14 protein-coding genes and 1 pseudogene are annotated in these 13,251 nt (G+C 66.2%); 9 read left to right on the forward strand and 6 right to left on the reverse strand.

Annotation, left to right across the window (positions count from 1 at the left end):
- The 3 genes and pseudogenes from ACFWYW_RS58135 to ACFWYW_RS58145 all read right to left on the reverse strand — a co-directional run.
- Positions 1-512, reverse strand: a pseudogene (locus ACFWYW_RS58135) (hypothetical protein); the annotation flags it as partial.
- A 175-nt stretch (positions 513-687) separates the two neighbouring features.
- A complete protein-coding gene (locus ACFWYW_RS58140; protein WP_379627723.1) occupies positions 688-1,113 on the reverse strand; it encodes a hypothetical protein in 426 nt (141 codons plus the stop codon).
- A gap of 216 nt (positions 1,114-1,329) precedes the next feature.
- Entirely contained in the window at positions 1,330-1,581 is a 252-nt protein-coding gene (locus tag ACFWYW_RS58145; RefSeq protein WP_379627725.1) for a hypothetical protein, read from the reverse strand.
- Positions 1,582-1,844: 263 nt separating this feature from the next.
- On the opposite strand from ACFWYW_RS58145, the gene ACFWYW_RS58150 reads away from it, so the two are divergent.
- Positions 1,845-2,111, forward strand: a complete 267-nt coding sequence (locus ACFWYW_RS58150) for a GntR family transcriptional regulator (RefSeq protein WP_379627727.1) — start codon at positions 1,845-1,847, stop codon at positions 2,109-2,111.
- A 5-nt stretch (positions 2,112-2,116) separates the two neighbouring features.
- On the opposite strand, the gene ACFWYW_RS58155 is transcribed toward ACFWYW_RS58150, so the two are convergent.
- On the reverse strand, positions 2,117-2,335 hold the full coding sequence (locus ACFWYW_RS58155; protein WP_379627729.1) for a hypothetical protein: 219 nt from the start codon (positions 2,333-2,335) through the stop codon (positions 2,117-2,119).
- 140 nt (positions 2,336-2,475) lie between these two features.
- Here ACFWYW_RS58155 and ACFWYW_RS58160 point away from each other — a divergent pair, with 140 nt between their 5' ends.
- Positions 2,476-3,312 (forward strand): helix-turn-helix domain-containing protein, encoded by an 837-nt coding sequence (locus ACFWYW_RS58160; RefSeq protein ID WP_379627731.1) that lies wholly within the window; start codon positions 2,476-2,478, stop codon positions 3,310-3,312.
- A gap of 11 nt (positions 3,313-3,323) precedes the next feature.
- Entirely contained in the window at positions 3,324-3,524 is a 201-nt protein-coding gene (locus ACFWYW_RS58165; RefSeq protein ID WP_379627733.1) for a DUF397 domain-containing protein, read from the forward strand.
- Between the two features lie 409 nt (positions 3,525-3,933).
- Here the strand turns inward: ACFWYW_RS58165 and ACFWYW_RS58170 are convergent, their stop codons facing one another.
- Entirely contained in the window at positions 3,934-4,401 is a 468-nt protein-coding gene (locus tag ACFWYW_RS58170) for an ATP-binding protein (RefSeq protein WP_379627735.1), read from the reverse strand.
- 228 nt (positions 4,402-4,629) lie between these two features.
- On the opposite strand from ACFWYW_RS58170, the gene ACFWYW_RS58175 reads away from it, so the two are divergent.
- From ACFWYW_RS58175 to ACFWYW_RS58200, 6 genes are all read left to right on the forward strand, one after another.
- Complete coding sequence (locus ACFWYW_RS58175) at positions 4,630-5,496, forward strand: helix-turn-helix domain-containing protein (RefSeq protein ID WP_379627737.1); 867 nt, start codon at positions 4,630-4,632, stop codon at positions 5,494-5,496.
- 166 nt (positions 5,497-5,662) lie between these two features.
- Positions 5,663-7,045 carry a trigger factor gene (gene tig / locus ACFWYW_RS58180; protein WP_379627740.1) on the forward strand — a complete coding sequence of 461 codons (1,383 nt, stop codon included), beginning with the start codon at positions 5,663-5,665 and terminating at the stop codon, positions 7,043-7,045.
- A 392-nt stretch (positions 7,046-7,437) separates the two neighbouring features.
- Positions 7,438-8,070, forward strand: coding sequence for a ClpP family protease (locus tag ACFWYW_RS58185; protein WP_184976093.1), 633 nt, complete (start codon positions 7,438-7,440; stop codon positions 8,068-8,070).
- A gap of 11 nt (positions 8,071-8,081) precedes the next feature.
- Positions 8,082-8,705: an ATP-dependent Clp protease proteolytic subunit gene (locus tag ACFWYW_RS58190; RefSeq protein ID WP_184976096.1), complete on the forward strand. Its 624-nt coding sequence runs from the start codon at positions 8,082-8,084 to the stop codon at positions 8,703-8,705.
- 183 nt (positions 8,706-8,888) lie between these two features.
- Positions 8,889-10,169, forward strand: a complete 1,281-nt coding sequence (gene clpX, locus ACFWYW_RS58195) for an ATP-dependent Clp protease ATP-binding subunit ClpX (RefSeq protein ID WP_184976099.1) — start codon at positions 8,889-8,891, stop codon at positions 10,167-10,169.
- 92 nt (positions 10,170-10,261) lie between these two features.
- Complete coding sequence (locus ACFWYW_RS58200) at positions 10,262-12,826, forward strand: valine--tRNA ligase (protein WP_379627744.1); 2,565 nt, start codon at positions 10,262-10,264, stop codon at positions 12,824-12,826.
- A 223-nt stretch (positions 12,827-13,049) separates the two neighbouring features.
- On the opposite strand, the gene ACFWYW_RS58205 is transcribed toward ACFWYW_RS58200, so the two are convergent.
- Positions 13,050-13,251 (reverse strand): hypothetical protein (locus tag ACFWYW_RS58205; RefSeq protein ID WP_379627746.1); only part of this gene is annotated, 202 nt, incomplete at its 5' end.

Consider the following 13,251-nt stretch of genomic DNA (forward strand, 5'->3'; position numbering starts at 1 on the left):
CGGAAGATCGCCTCGGGCAGGCTGCGCGCGTCCATGCTGGAAAGCACCGCGGTCAGGCAGGTCAGCGCCCATACGGCGATGCCGTCGATGCCCGCGGAGAAGTTCTCGCGCATGTTGCGCCTGGCCCGGACCGCCGAGGTGATGATCGCGACCTCGATGAAGGCGAACAGCAGGAGACGGAGCGGCCCGACCAGGCCGAGTACGTCGCCGGAGAAGCGCCACATGCCCTGCGCCGACACGCCCGTGGCGATACACGCAGCGACGATGGTCAGTAGGTCTTCGACCGGTCGCGCACTGAACAGGCTCCTCAGCGTCCCGGCAAGCGCGCCGGGCTGGCTGCGGCGGATCTGCTTCCTCACGCGCTCCGCCTCAGCTCTCGCCGCATTGGCGCGGGCGGTACGCGCCTTGGCTTCGGCCTTGTCTGCGGCGCGCTCCGGGCCGGAGCGGAACAGTCGACGTCGGTTCTTCGGATCGGCTGACGAATCCGATGGTCGGACCATAGGTTCAATCACGATCGGCCCTCCTCCTTGAAAGGTGGGTCGGTTGTAGGAGGACCCCGCCGGCGCTCCAACGCCGGTGGGGTCTTCTGCGTTCATGGACTTGGAGCCCGGCGCGACGCGAGGGAAGGCGGACGCCGCGCCGGGCGGTGGTGGCCTCACCCCACCCGGAGCGGTGAGGCCACGCACGTCAGCAGGACTGGGGTTGGTCCTGCTGGGCGAGAGGACACGGTAGGTCAACCCGGTTTGGGCAGCAGATCGCCGCGATCACCAGGCCGGGCCTGCCGCGCCGGGGGAACGACCAGACGACGTCGCCGCCACCTTCGAGGATCAGCACGCCCCGCCCTCGGAGGGCGCCTTCCCAGACGGAGGAAGGCCGTGCGATGTCGCCGGCGTGCTCGATGTAGCGGTTGAGCATCCAGCGGTGGGCCTTTTCTGCGCTGGGGAACGTGGCCTTGATGCTGCTGGCGGGCGACAGGAGCCACCGGTGGGCGTCTCCGGCGGGCTTGTCGTCGCCTTCCTTGAGGTAGACGTGCCAGTGAGGCTCTTCGATGTCCATGCGGGTGTCCTCGGATCCGGGTGGGCGGTGGTGGATGGCCTCCGCGTCCTCCGTCACCCCTCCAGAGCGGTGGGCGCGGAGACCATCCGTCCCGGACCTCCTCCTGCGAAAGAGAGGTCCGGGAGTCTGCGGGTGGCGGCCCCGTCCCGCGTGGGGGTGGTTCGGGGCGGGGCCGCCGTTCCTGGCGTTCGGCGGGCGCCAGGAGGTGGAACCGTCTGGCTGGCGCGTCCGCAGCGATCACGCGAGCCAGACGGGTCTATGGAGGTCGGGCGGTCACATTTCCCCCCAGGCGGGCTGGTGCTCGCGCTTGCCGCCCTTGCAGAGCCTCTGCCGCTGCGTGTCCTGTAGATATGACCCCCACGCGTCCCGGTAGGTGTCGAGGAACGCCTGACACAGGACGCAGTAGTTGCGTTTCGGACCGCGGTAGTTCTCCGGGCGGATCTCCAGCTCGAACAGTTCCATCAGGTGCTGCCGGCGGCTGAGGACCGCGTCGCCGCCCAGCTTCGCTGGCCAGAAGTTCGTCATCGCGGGTCCTGGACCTCGTACCAGCGGGCAGGCAGGGTGCACCGCAGTCTGGGTTGGGTCTTGTTGAGGGGAGGTGCGGCAGCGATGCTTGGCCCGTCGCAAGGGATCGCATCGCTGCCGCACCTCGTCTGAATCTCGCTCCACGCTGGGAACGAGCAAAACCCAAGATCGTAACTGTGCCATGCCAGGTCATGCCTTGGCACGCTAAGGCATGACCGGTGCCGCCCTGCTAGGCCCCGCTGTGCCCGGCTACGGTCTCTTCCATGATCAAATGGGAGAGGGGTGGACCGGTCTACGCCACGGACCGCGCCGTTTGGAAGCAGATCGCCGACGAGGTGCGGCGGCGGATCATCGATGGCGTCTACACGCAGCGAAACGCCATACCGAGCCTCAACGCCCTCGTTCAAGAGTTCGGCGTTGCCCGCAACACGATTCGTAAGGTCGTGGAGCTGCTGGAATCCGAGGGCTACGTTCGGGCGGAGATGGGCGTGGGAACGTTCGTAACTCCGAAGAGCAACTGGCCGCAGTAGGGGCGTCATCGCCAGACCTCCGCGAGCAAGTCTTCCTCGGTGCGGATTCGGTCGAGTAGTTGGTCCCAGTCATCGCCGCTCAGAAAGAGCTTGCAGCCGGCTTTGATCTGCGCGGTCGTTGGCCTGTCCTGGCGTATCGCCCAACAGCGGTTGATGCCGGACTTGCGGAACAACCAGCGCGGGAACTCCTCACCCACTTCTGTAGCGCGTATCTCGTGAGTCATGATGAGCTCACTCCTGGTATGGGGAAGCTATGTCGCCTATAGTGAAAGTGCAAAAGGTAAAACGCAATAGGTAAAAAGAAATAGGTAAGAAAGTCCGCTATGGGTGGTTTGGTGCGAATGGTAGTCCTGAGGAGGCCGATGTGACGTCGAGTCCCACAGTCAAGCGCCGACGGTTGTCGACGGCACTCAAGCAAGCACGCTTGGACGTTGGACTTGACGCGAAGGAGGCCGCACGCCGCCTCGGATGGGATCCGACCAAGATTCACCGCATCGAGCGCAACAAATGGCAGCGCCCGGACCCGCGAGACATTCGGGATCTCCTCGACCTCTACGAGGTGCTGGACGAGCGGCAAAGGGAAGCGTTGCTCGCCCTCGCGCGCGATTCGCGGCACCGAGGCTGGTGGGCCGACTATCAGGATGTGTTCCGCGGTTCGCTGCCCGACTTCGAGTCGGGGTCTGCGGTCATCCGCACATACGAGGCCATGCTCGTCCCGGGTCTCCTGCAGACGGCGGACTATGTGCGCGCCGTTATGCGCGCGGGCGCCTGGTTCGACGAGAGGGCAATCGAGCGCCGCGTCGAGGCGAGGCTGGCCCGGCAGGAGATTCTCGACCGGGATCACCCGCCGCAGCTGTGGGCCGTGATCGACGAAGCTGCTCTACGCCGCACAATCGGCGGCCCCGAGGTGATGCGGGCGCAGATCGAGAACATTCTCAAGGTAGGGGAGCAAGGGCGCGTCGCGGTGCAGGTGTTGCCGCTGGATGCCGGCGCTCATGCCGCCATGGACGGCGGCTTTGTCATCCTCGATTTTGACGAGGACCCCAGCCTTGTTGTGATCGAAACCGCAACGGACACTCTCTATCTGGAGACGACCGAAGAGCTCCACCGGTATACGGTGGCATACAGCCATGTGCAGGCGCTTGCCCTCGCGCCTGAGGCTAGCGCTAGGTTCATGGAGTCCATGATCCAACAACTTTAGGTAGGACGAGGATGGATCGAAGCAGCCAGCCTCTCGCCTGGCGGAAGAGCACGTTTTCCGGCCAGGGAGACAACTGTGTCGAGGTCGCTGACCTGCCCGAGGGTGGCCGCGCGCTGCGCGACTCGAAAGACCCTGGTGGGTCCGTCCTGAGGTTCACCCACGGAGAGTGGGAAGCCTTCAAGCTTGGCATGGCGGCCGGCGAGTTCGACTAAACCGAACCGCTGGTCTGAGAACAACGGCCCTCGCCCGATCGGGCGAGGGCCGTTGTCGATCCAACAGAGGATCGAAGCCTTCCGATGGTAACCAGGGCCGCCGACAAAGAGCGAGACCCAAGGACACCTCTGTTCGCGAAGTATGCCGGGCGGGGGCGAGGGCCGGGATCTGGTGGGAGGAATATGGGAGGCGAGACCCCCAACTCAAGTCAATTGAAGTCAACTCGAATCCGCTGGGATCTCGCCTTTGACCTGCTATAACTCCTGTTCTACGTGGTGGCGCAGGTGGGCGAACACTCTTTGGGAGCAAGAAGTCGCAGGTTCAAATCCTGTCGCCCCGACTTGCATGAACAGCGCGAAGGCCGCTCACCGGAAACGGGAGCGGCCTTCGTCAGGTCTGAACCAGGGATCAGGGTTCGGTGCGAAACAGGGCCCAGACGGCCTTGCCGCCTCTGGCCAGCGGGTCCCAGCCCCAGCACTGGCTGTAGGTCTCGACGATGTAGAGGCCGCGGCCGTTCTCCGAGATGAAGTCGGGCTCCTTGCGGGTGGGCACCTCGTCGCTCGGGTCGGCCACCGCCAGCAGGACGTGGGGGGCGACGCGCATCAGCAGCAGGGTGAGCCCGTGGTGGCCGCGGGTGTAGCGGACGGCGTTGGTGACGAGTTCGGAGACCACCAGCGCGGCGTCGTCGCTCAGTTCGGCCAGTCCCCAGTTGTGCAGGGTGTCGCGGGTGACGTCACGCGCGGTCTTGACCGAATCGGCCTGAAAGGGGAGCGGGCACGAGGTGGTGTACGGATGGGCCCGGCTGAGCAGGCTGTCGAAGCCGACCTCGCGAGTGATCTGCAGGCAGTCGGCAGTGGCCAGGGGGTCCTCCACCATCCCGCCGCTACCTCCCGCTTGCCCATCGGTTAGTGCATGTTTGGCCCAATATGCACTAGGCCATCATGGGTCACGACGCGCGTAGCTGCAAGACCCAAATGCACGTGCATGTGCAATGTGCAACCGCATGGGCGCTTCGGCCGGATATGCCGAACCGGACACCGGGTTGAGACCTTGTCATACCCGGCGGAGGGATGTCACTGTGTGTCCGGACGTATTGGAGGCAGTGTGACGCAGAACCAGCCGGGTTCCGGACCTACGGCGCTGCGCATCCTCCTCGGCTCCCAGCTCCGCAGGCTGAGGGAGGGCAAGGGCGTCACGCGTGAGGAGGCCGGCCACCTGATCAGGGGCTCGGAATCCAAGATCAGCCGGATGGAGCTCGGCCGCGTCGGCTTCAAGGAGCGCGACGTAGCCGACCTGCTGACCCTTTACGGCGTCAGCGACAACCAGGCCCGTGCCGCCGTCCTCGACCTCGTGAGCACGGCCAACGAGCCGGGCTGGTGGCACCGCTTCAACGACATCCTGCCCTCGTGGTTCCAGGCGTACGTCGGGCTGGAGGAGGCCGCCGAGCGCATCAGGACGTACGAGGTGCAGTTCGTCCCGGGGCTGCTGCAGACGAAGGAATACGCCAAGGCGGTGGTGACCGCCGGTTCGGCCGGCATCAGCGCGGAGGAGATCTCCCGCCGCGTCGACGTGCGGCTCGAACGGCAGCGCGTCCTCGACCGACCCGACGGCCCGGTCTTCTGGGCGGTGATCGACGAGGCGGCGCTGCGCCGTCCCATCGGCGGCGCCGAGGTCATGCGGGCCCAGCTGGAGCACCTCATCGAGCAGATGCGCCAGCCCAACATCACCGTCCAGGTGATGCCCTTCGACTTCGGCGGGCACAGCGCCGAGGGCGGCGCGTTCAGCATCCTGCGCTTCCCCGACCGCGAGCTGCCCGACGTGGTCTACGTGGAACAACTCGCCAGCGCGCTGTACCTCGACAAGCGAGAGGACGTCGACCGCTACACCGAGGTCATGGAGCGCCTGTGCGCCGTCAGCACCACCCCGGACGAGACGGTGGAGCTGCTGCGCACGATCGCCGACGAGTTCTGAGCGCCGTCACGTCGTTGTTGGGTACGCATCTGCCCTAGACTGGCCAACGGCGTTGGATCCCGCCGTAGCGGAGCATGCCCAGCGCCGCAATGTGGGCGCGGCGCGTGAGCCGTACCGAATGGACGCGCCCGCGCATCACTCGAAGCTTGATCAAGGAGACCACCCCGTGAAGACCGCTGTCGAGGAGCTCAGCCCGACCAGGGTGAAGCTCACTGTCGAGGTGCCGTTCGAAGAGCTGCGCCCGAGCCTGGATGCGGCATACAAGAAGGTCGCGCAGCAGGTCCGCGTGCCCGGCTTCCGTCCTGGCAAGGTGCCGGCCCGCATCATCGAGCAGCGCTTCGGCCGCGCGGTGGTGCTGGAGGAGACCCTCAACGACGCGGTGCCCAAGCTCTACGGCCAGGCTGTCGACGAGGTCGACGTCTTCCCGGTCAGCCAGCCCGACATCGAGGTCACGAAGATCGAGGACGGCGAGCAGATCGAGTTCACCGCCGAGGTCGACATCCGCCCCAACTTCGACGTCCCCGACTACGCGGGCGCCGAGGTCACCGTCGATGCCGCCACGGTCTCCGACGAGGACATCGAGGGGCAGCTCGACGGCCTGCGCCAGCGCTTCGCGACGCTGACCGGCGTCGAGCGCGCGGCCGCCGACGGCGACTTCGTCGTCATGGATCTGCGCGCCGAGATCGACGGCAACAACATCGAGGAGCAGCAGGCCAACGAGGTCTCCTACGAGGTCGGCGCCGGTTCCGTGCTCCAGGGCCTCGACGAGGCGCTCGTGGGCATGTCCGCGGGCGAGGAGAAGACCTTCGGCACCGAGCTGGTCGGCGGCGACAACGCCGGCGAGCAGGCTGACGTGATCATCACCGTCAAGTCGGTCAAGGAGAAGGTGCTGCCCGAGCTCGACGACGAGTTCGCGCAGCTCGCCAGCGAGTTCGACACGCTGGAGGAGCTCAAGGACAGCATCCGCGAGACCGCCCGCCGCAACAAGCTGGTCGACCAGGTCGTCCAGGCGCGCGAGAACGCCCTCGACCTCCTGCTGGAGAAGATCGACATCCCGATCCCCGACAGCGCGCTCAAGGCCGAGGTCGACTCCCGCAAGCACAACCTCGACCACCAGATCGCCGAGTCCGGCCTCAGCCGCGACGCCTTCTTCCGCCTGTACCAGACGACGGAGGAGGAGCGCTTCGCCGAGTTCGACACCAACTCCGCGAAGGCCATCAAGACCGGCTTCGTCCTCGACAAGATCGTCAAGGCGGAGGAGCTGGGCGTCTCCGAGCAGGAGCTGACCAACTTCGTCGTCCGCCGCGCCATGCAGATGGGCGTCCAGCCCAACCAGCTGGCCCAGCACCTCGCCGACAACGACCAGCTGACGCTGGCCATGGTCGAGATCGTCCGCGACAAGGCCAAGGCCGTCGTGGGTGACGCCGCCAAGATCGTCGACTCCGAGGGCGCCGAGATCGACCTCAAGGCCATCTACACCGAGATCAACGGTGAAGAGGTCGTCGAGGAGCCGGCCGACGCGCCGGCCGAGGAGAAGGCCGACGCCTGATCCCAAGGCTCACGAAAGCCCCCAGCCGTCACGGTTGGGGGCTTTCGCCGTTCCGGGGCCCGCGGGGCGGCCCGGAGGGGCGCAGGAGGGCGCCGGGCGGCGGGAGGGTGGACGGTGGGCTCGGCGCCCTTCGGACGGGCTCAGGGTGGGGCACGGAGACCGGTCAAGAGCGCGTCGTAACGGCGGGAACCATGTCCGACGTGAGAAGCGCCCGCAGATCGGGAGCAACTTGGCTGAAGTGGGAGGCGCTGAGCTGGCTGCGCCGTAAAGTATGGGCATCCAACCACCTGCGCCGACAGCGAACAGGTGGGGAGACGGGGCATGACCGCTAGCCGGGGCGCGTTAAGGTCACAAGCAAAGCCAATCGTTACGACGCATCGGAAGGTGAAGCTGTGACCAGCCCGCCGACCTTCAATCAGCCCGAGTCGCGAGGCCGTGAGAACGGCTCGTCCTTCCGGCTTGAGGACCAGCTTTACCAGCGCCTGCTGCGTGAGCGCATCATTGTGCTCGGGCAGGAGGTCAACGACGAGATCGCCAACCGCATTTGTGCGGAGCTCCTGTTGCTCGCGGCCGACGACCCGGACCGCGACATCTGGCTCTACATCAACTCGCCTGGCGGCTCGGTGACCGCCGGTATGGCGATATACGACATGATGGAGTATGTGCCGAACGACGTCGCGACGGTGGCGATGGGCCTGGCCGCTTCCATGGGCCAGTTCCTGCTGTCGGCCGGCGCCAGGGGCAAGCGCTACGCGCTGCCGCACGCGCGCATCATGATGCACCAGCCTTCCGGTGGCATCGGCGGCACCGCCGCCGACATCGCCATCCAGGCTGAGCAGATGCTCTATGTGAAGAAGACGCTGGCCGAGCGGATCGCCGCGCACACCGGCCAGACGCTGGAGCAGATCGAGTCCGACTCCGACCGAGACCGGTGGTTCACGGCCGAGGAGGCCAAGGACTACGGCTTCATCGACCAGGTCGTGCGCAACGCACGGCAGGTGCCCTCCGCGGGCGCCGTCTCCTAGGGGGAGCTGAAGTGAACATCCAGAGCCGCTACGTTCTCCCCTCCTTCGTCGAGCGCACGTCTTACGGCGTGAAGGAGATGAACCCGTACAACAAGCTCTTCGAGGACAGGATCATCTTCCTCGGCGTGCAGATCGACGACGCGTCGGCCAATGACGTCATGGCCCAGTTGCTGACGCTGGAGTCGCTTGACCCCGACCGGGACATCAGCATCTACATCAACTCGCCGGGTGGCTCCTTCACCGCGATGACGGCGATTTACGACACGATGCAGTACGTCCGGCCGGAGATCTCGACCATCTGCCTCGGTCAGGCGGCCTCGGCCGCCGCGGTGTTGCTCGCGGGCGGCACGCCGGGCAAGCGCCTGGCGCTGCCCAACGCGCGCATCCTGATCCACCAGCCCTCCACCGAGGGCGGCGGCCAGGCCAGCGACATCGAGGTCCAGGCCCGCGAGATCCTTCGCATGCGCACTCTCCTCGAGGAGATGGTGGCGAAGCACTCCGGCAAGGAGCCCGCCGAGGTGCGCCGCGACATTGAACGCGACAAAATTCTCAACGCGGAAGAGGCAAAGGCGTATGGTCTGATCGATGACATCATCCCGACCAGGAAGAAGCGGGCACAGGCCGTAGCTTCCTGATGTGATGTGAGGCACCGGAGCGCTGCCCAATAGGGCACGTTCCGGTGCGACTCGCCGCTAGGGGGCTCACTGAGGGCCCAGAAGACGGTAACGTCGAAACCTGAGCGGTTCGGCCAAGTCCGGAGGAAGTCCGGAAACACTGCTCTTGGGAGCAGGGCGGTCCCACGCAAAGGAGTATCTGGGGTGGCACGCATCGGCGACGGGGGAGACCTGCTGAAGTGCTCTTTCTGCGGGAAGAGCCAGAAGCAAGTCAAGAAGCTCATCGCCGGTCCCGGCGTATACATCTGCGATGAGTGCATCGATCTCTGCAACGAGATCATCGAGGAGGAGCTCTCCGAGTCCTCCGAACTCAAGTGGGACAATCTGCCGAAGCCGAGGGAGATCTACGAGTTCCTCGACGCCTACGTCATCGGTCAGGACCAGGCGAAGAAGGCCCTCTCGGTGGCGGTCTACAACCACTACAAGCGGGTGCAGTCCGGCGACCGCGGCAGAGACGAGGGCATAGAGCTCTCGAAGTCCAACATCCTGCTGCTCGGGCCCACGGGCTCCGGCAAGACCCTGCTGGCGCAGACGCTGGCCAAGATGCTCAACGTGCCGTTCGCCATCGCCGACGCCACCGCGCTGACCGAGGCGGGCTATGTCGGCGAGGACGTCGAGAACATCCTGCTCAAGCTGATCCAGGCCGCTGACTACGACGTCAAGAAGGCCGAGACCGGCATCATCTACATCGACGAGGTCGACAAGATCGCCCGCAAGAGCGAGAACCCGTCGATCACCCGCGACGTCTCCGGTGAGGGCGTGCAGCAGGCGCTGCTGAAGATACTGGAGGGGACCACAGCCTCGGTTCCTCCGCAGGGCGGCCGCAAGCACCCGCACCAGGAGTTCATCCAGATCGACACCACCAACGTGCTGTTCATCTGCGGTGGTGCCTTCGCCGGCCTCGAGAAGATCATCGAGTCGCGCATCGGCAAGAAGGGCATCGGCTTCAACGCCATCATCCGCTCGAAGGAAGAGGTCGACACCGTCGACATCTTCGGCGACGTGATGCCCGAGGACCTGCTGAAGTTCGGCATGATCCCCGAGTTCGTGGGACGTCTGCCGGTCATCACCAGCGTGCACAACCTCGACCGCGAGGCGCTCATCCAGATCCTCACCGAGCCGCGCAACGCGCTGGTGAAGCAGTACCGCAAGCTGTTCGAGATCGACGGCGTCGAGCTGGAGTTCACCGACGACGCGCTGGAGGCCATCGCCGACCAGGCGATCCTGCGCGGCACCGGTGCGCGAGGCCTGCGCGCGATCCTCGAAGAGGTCCTGCTGTCGGTCATGTACGAAGTGCCCTCCCGCCAGGACGTCGCCCGGGTGGTCATCACCCGCGAGTCCGTGCTGGAGCACGCGATCCCGACGCTGGTCCCGCGTGACCAACTGGCCAAGCAGCAGCGTCCGCCGCGCGAGAAGTCGGCCTAGCACTTCCCCGCACGACGAAGCGCCCCGCCGGTCGGTGGGGCGCTTCTCCATGTGGAGACGATCCCGTCAACGGCGGCACTAAACTTGGCCGCGTGACAACGCCAGAGCTGCCTACCCAGTACACCCCGGCCGACGTCGAGACCCGGAACTACTCACGCTGGGAATCCGAAGGCCACTTCCGCGCCGATCCGGGCAGCTCCCGCGAGCCGTACTCCATCGTCCTGCCCCCGCCGAACGTGACCGGCGTGCTGCACATCGGCCACGCGCTCGACCACTCCATCCAGGACGCGCTGGCGCGCCGCGCGCGGATGCGCGGCAAGGAAACGCTGTGGGTGCCCGGCATGGACCACGCGGGCATCGCCACCCAGAACGTCGTCGAGCGCAAGCTCGGCGCGGAGGGCCTGTCCCGGCACGACCTCGGCCGCCAGGCCTTCGTGGAGAAGGTCTGGCAGTGGAAGGAGGAGTCCGGCGGCGCGATCCTCGGTCAGATGCGGCGGCTCGGTGACAGCGTCGACTGGTCGCGCGAGCGGTTCACGATGGACGAGGGCCTGTCGCGCGCCGTCCAGACGATCTTCAAGCGGCTCTTCGACGACGGGCTGATCTACCGCGCCGAGCGCATCATCAACTGGTGCGTGCGCTGTCACACCGCGCTGTCCGACATCGAGGTCGAGCACAGCGAGGACGACGGCGAGCTCGTCTCCATCCGCTACTCCGACGAGGTCGTCGTCGCCACCACGCGCGCCGAGACGATGCTCGGCGACACCGCCGTCGCGGTCAATCCCGCCGACGAGCGCTACATCCACTTGATCGGTACGTACGTGGAACTGCCGCTGACCGGGCGGCGCATCCCGATCGTCGCCGACGAGCACGTCGATCCGGCCTTCGGCACCGGCGCGGTCAAGGTCACCCCCGCCCACGACCCCAACGACTTCGAGATCGGCCGCCGCCACTCGCTGCCGTCGCTGACCGTCATGGACGAGCACGGCGTCATCACCGCCCACGGTCCGTTCCAGGGGCTCGACCGGTTCGAGGCGCGGCCCGCCGTCGTGGCGGCCCTGCGCGCGGAAGGCCGCATCGTCGCCGAGAAGCGGCCCTACGTGCACTCGGTCGGACACTGCTCGCGGTGCAAGACCGTGGTCGAGCCGCGGCTGTCGCTGCAGTGGTTCGTCAACGTGGGGCCGCTGGCCAAGGAGGCCGGTGACGCGGTGCGCGACGGGCGTACCCGCATCCACCCGCCTGAGCTGGCCAAGCGCTACTTCGACTGGGTCGACGACATGCACGACTGGTGCATCTCCCGGCAGTTGTGGTGGGGTCACCGCATTCCGGTCTGGTACGGCCCGGCCGGCGAAGTCGTCTGCGTGGGTCCGGACGAGCAGCCGCCTGCCGGGTATGTCCAGGATCCTGATGTGCTGGACACCTGGTTCTCCTCGGCGCTCTGGCCGTTCTCGACGCTGGGCTGGCCGGAGAAGACCGCGGACCTGTCCCGCTTCTACCCGACATCGGTGCTGGTGACGGGGTACGACATCCTGTTCTTCTGGGTCGCCAGGATGATGATGTTCGGCCTCTACGCCATGGACGGGCAGCCGCCGTTCCAGGTGGTCGCCCTGCACGGCATGGTGCGCGACCAGTACGGCAAGAAGATGTCCAAGTCCTTCGGGAACGTGGTGGATCCGCTCGACTGGATCGACCGCTTCGGTGCCGACGCGACCCGCTTCACGCTGTTGCGCGGCGCCAATCCCGGCGCCGACGTGGCGGTCAGCGAGGAGTGGGCGGCCGGCTCGCGCAACTTCTGCAACAAGATCTGGAACGCCACCCGGTTCGCGCTGATGAACGGCGCCACGGTCGGGGAGCTCCCGGCCGACCTCACCGCGGCCGACCGGTGGATCCTGTCCCGGCTGCAGCACACGATCGAGGCGGCCGATGCCGCGTTCGAGGAGTTCGAGTTCGCCAAGGTCTCCGACCTGCTGTACCACTTCGCGTGGGACGAGGTCTGCGACTGGTACCTGGAGCTGGCGAAGATCCAGATAGCCGAGGGGCGCACGGGCACCCGCCTGGTCCTGGGCCATGTGTTCGACGCGTTGCTGCGGCTGTTGCACCCGCTGGTCCCGTTCGTCACCGAGGAGTTGTGGCGGGCGGTCACCGGCGGCACGTCGGTGATGGTGGCGCAGTGGCCGGTCGCGGACCCGCGCTATCGCGATCCGGAGGCTGAGGCCGAGATCACCGCGCTCCAGGAGCTGGTGACCGAGGTGCGCCGCTTCCGCTCCGACCAGGGACTCAAGCCGGGCCAGCGGGTCGCCGCACGTCTCGGTCTCTCCGGTACGGCTCTCGCCGCGCAGGAAGGCGCGATCCGGTCGCTGCTGCGGCTGGAGGAGCCCGGTGACGGGTTCTCCGCCACCGCGCGGTTCGCGGTGACCGGGGTGAGCGTTGAGATCGACACCGCCGGAGCCATCGACGTGGTGGCCGAGCGTAAGCGCCTGGAGAAGGATCTGGCCGTGGCGCGCAAGGAGGCCGCCCAGGTGTCGGCCAAGCTGGGCAACGAGCAGTTCATGGCCAAGGCTCCCGAGGACGTGGTGGCCAAGGTCAGGGCACGTGCGACGCAGTCCGGCGAGGACATCGCACGCCTGGAGGCACAGCTCGCGGCCCTGCCGGCTGGGTGATGTTTGGCGGTAACGCATGGAGGGAAGACTCATTCGTTACCGGGAAGTTGGACGTTGTACCTGCGTTGGGCTGCTACAGTTTTCAACGCAGGGCGAGCACGCCCCGATGAGCCTCCGGGTTCGGAGCTCATCGGAACGCTGCTAGGCTCTGAACATCCCAACGACTGATCCGGGTTTCCGGCTGTGTCCGCTTGATTGGACAAGTGCCGGATGTTGGAGTAAGTTAGCGGGGTTGCCTCAAATCCACCCAGATGGCCGGTTTGACAGGGTCATCCGGATCTGGTAAAATGGAGGCAGACGAAATGTGCGCCTCCCGCAGTATCGGGGAGTACGCGTCCGTTTCTTGAGAACTCAACAGTGTGTTAAAAGCCAGTGCATGAAGTATTTCATGCAACACCTCGTCTGGAATATGATGAGTTTTTGCT

It is taken from the genome of Nonomuraea sp. NPDC059023 (genome assembly GCF_042740095.1).
GTDB lineage: Bacteria > Actinomycetota > Actinomycetes > Streptosporangiales > Streptosporangiaceae > Nonomuraea.

Excerpts from the sequence above, each read along its gene's own strand:
- ACFWYW_RS58145 (WP_379627725.1), bottom strand. The coding sequence starts at position 1,581 with ATGACGAACTTCTGGCCAGCGAAGCTGGGCGGCGACGCGGTCCTCAGC.
- ACFWYW_RS58150 (WP_379627727.1), top strand. The coding sequence starts at position 1,845 with ATGATCAAATGGGAGAGGGGTGGACCGGTCTACGCCACGGACCGCGCC.
- ACFWYW_RS58155 (WP_379627729.1), bottom strand. The coding sequence starts at position 2,335 with ATGACTCACGAGATACGCGCTACAGAAGTGGGTGAGGAGTTCCCGCGC.
- ACFWYW_RS58165 (WP_379627733.1), top strand. The coding sequence starts at position 3,324 with ATGGATCGAAGCAGCCAGCCTCTCGCCTGGCGGAAGAGCACGTTTTCC.
- ACFWYW_RS58170 (WP_379627735.1), bottom strand. The coding sequence starts at position 4,401 with ATGGTGGAGGACCCCCTGGCCACTGCCGACTGCCTGCAGATCACTCGC.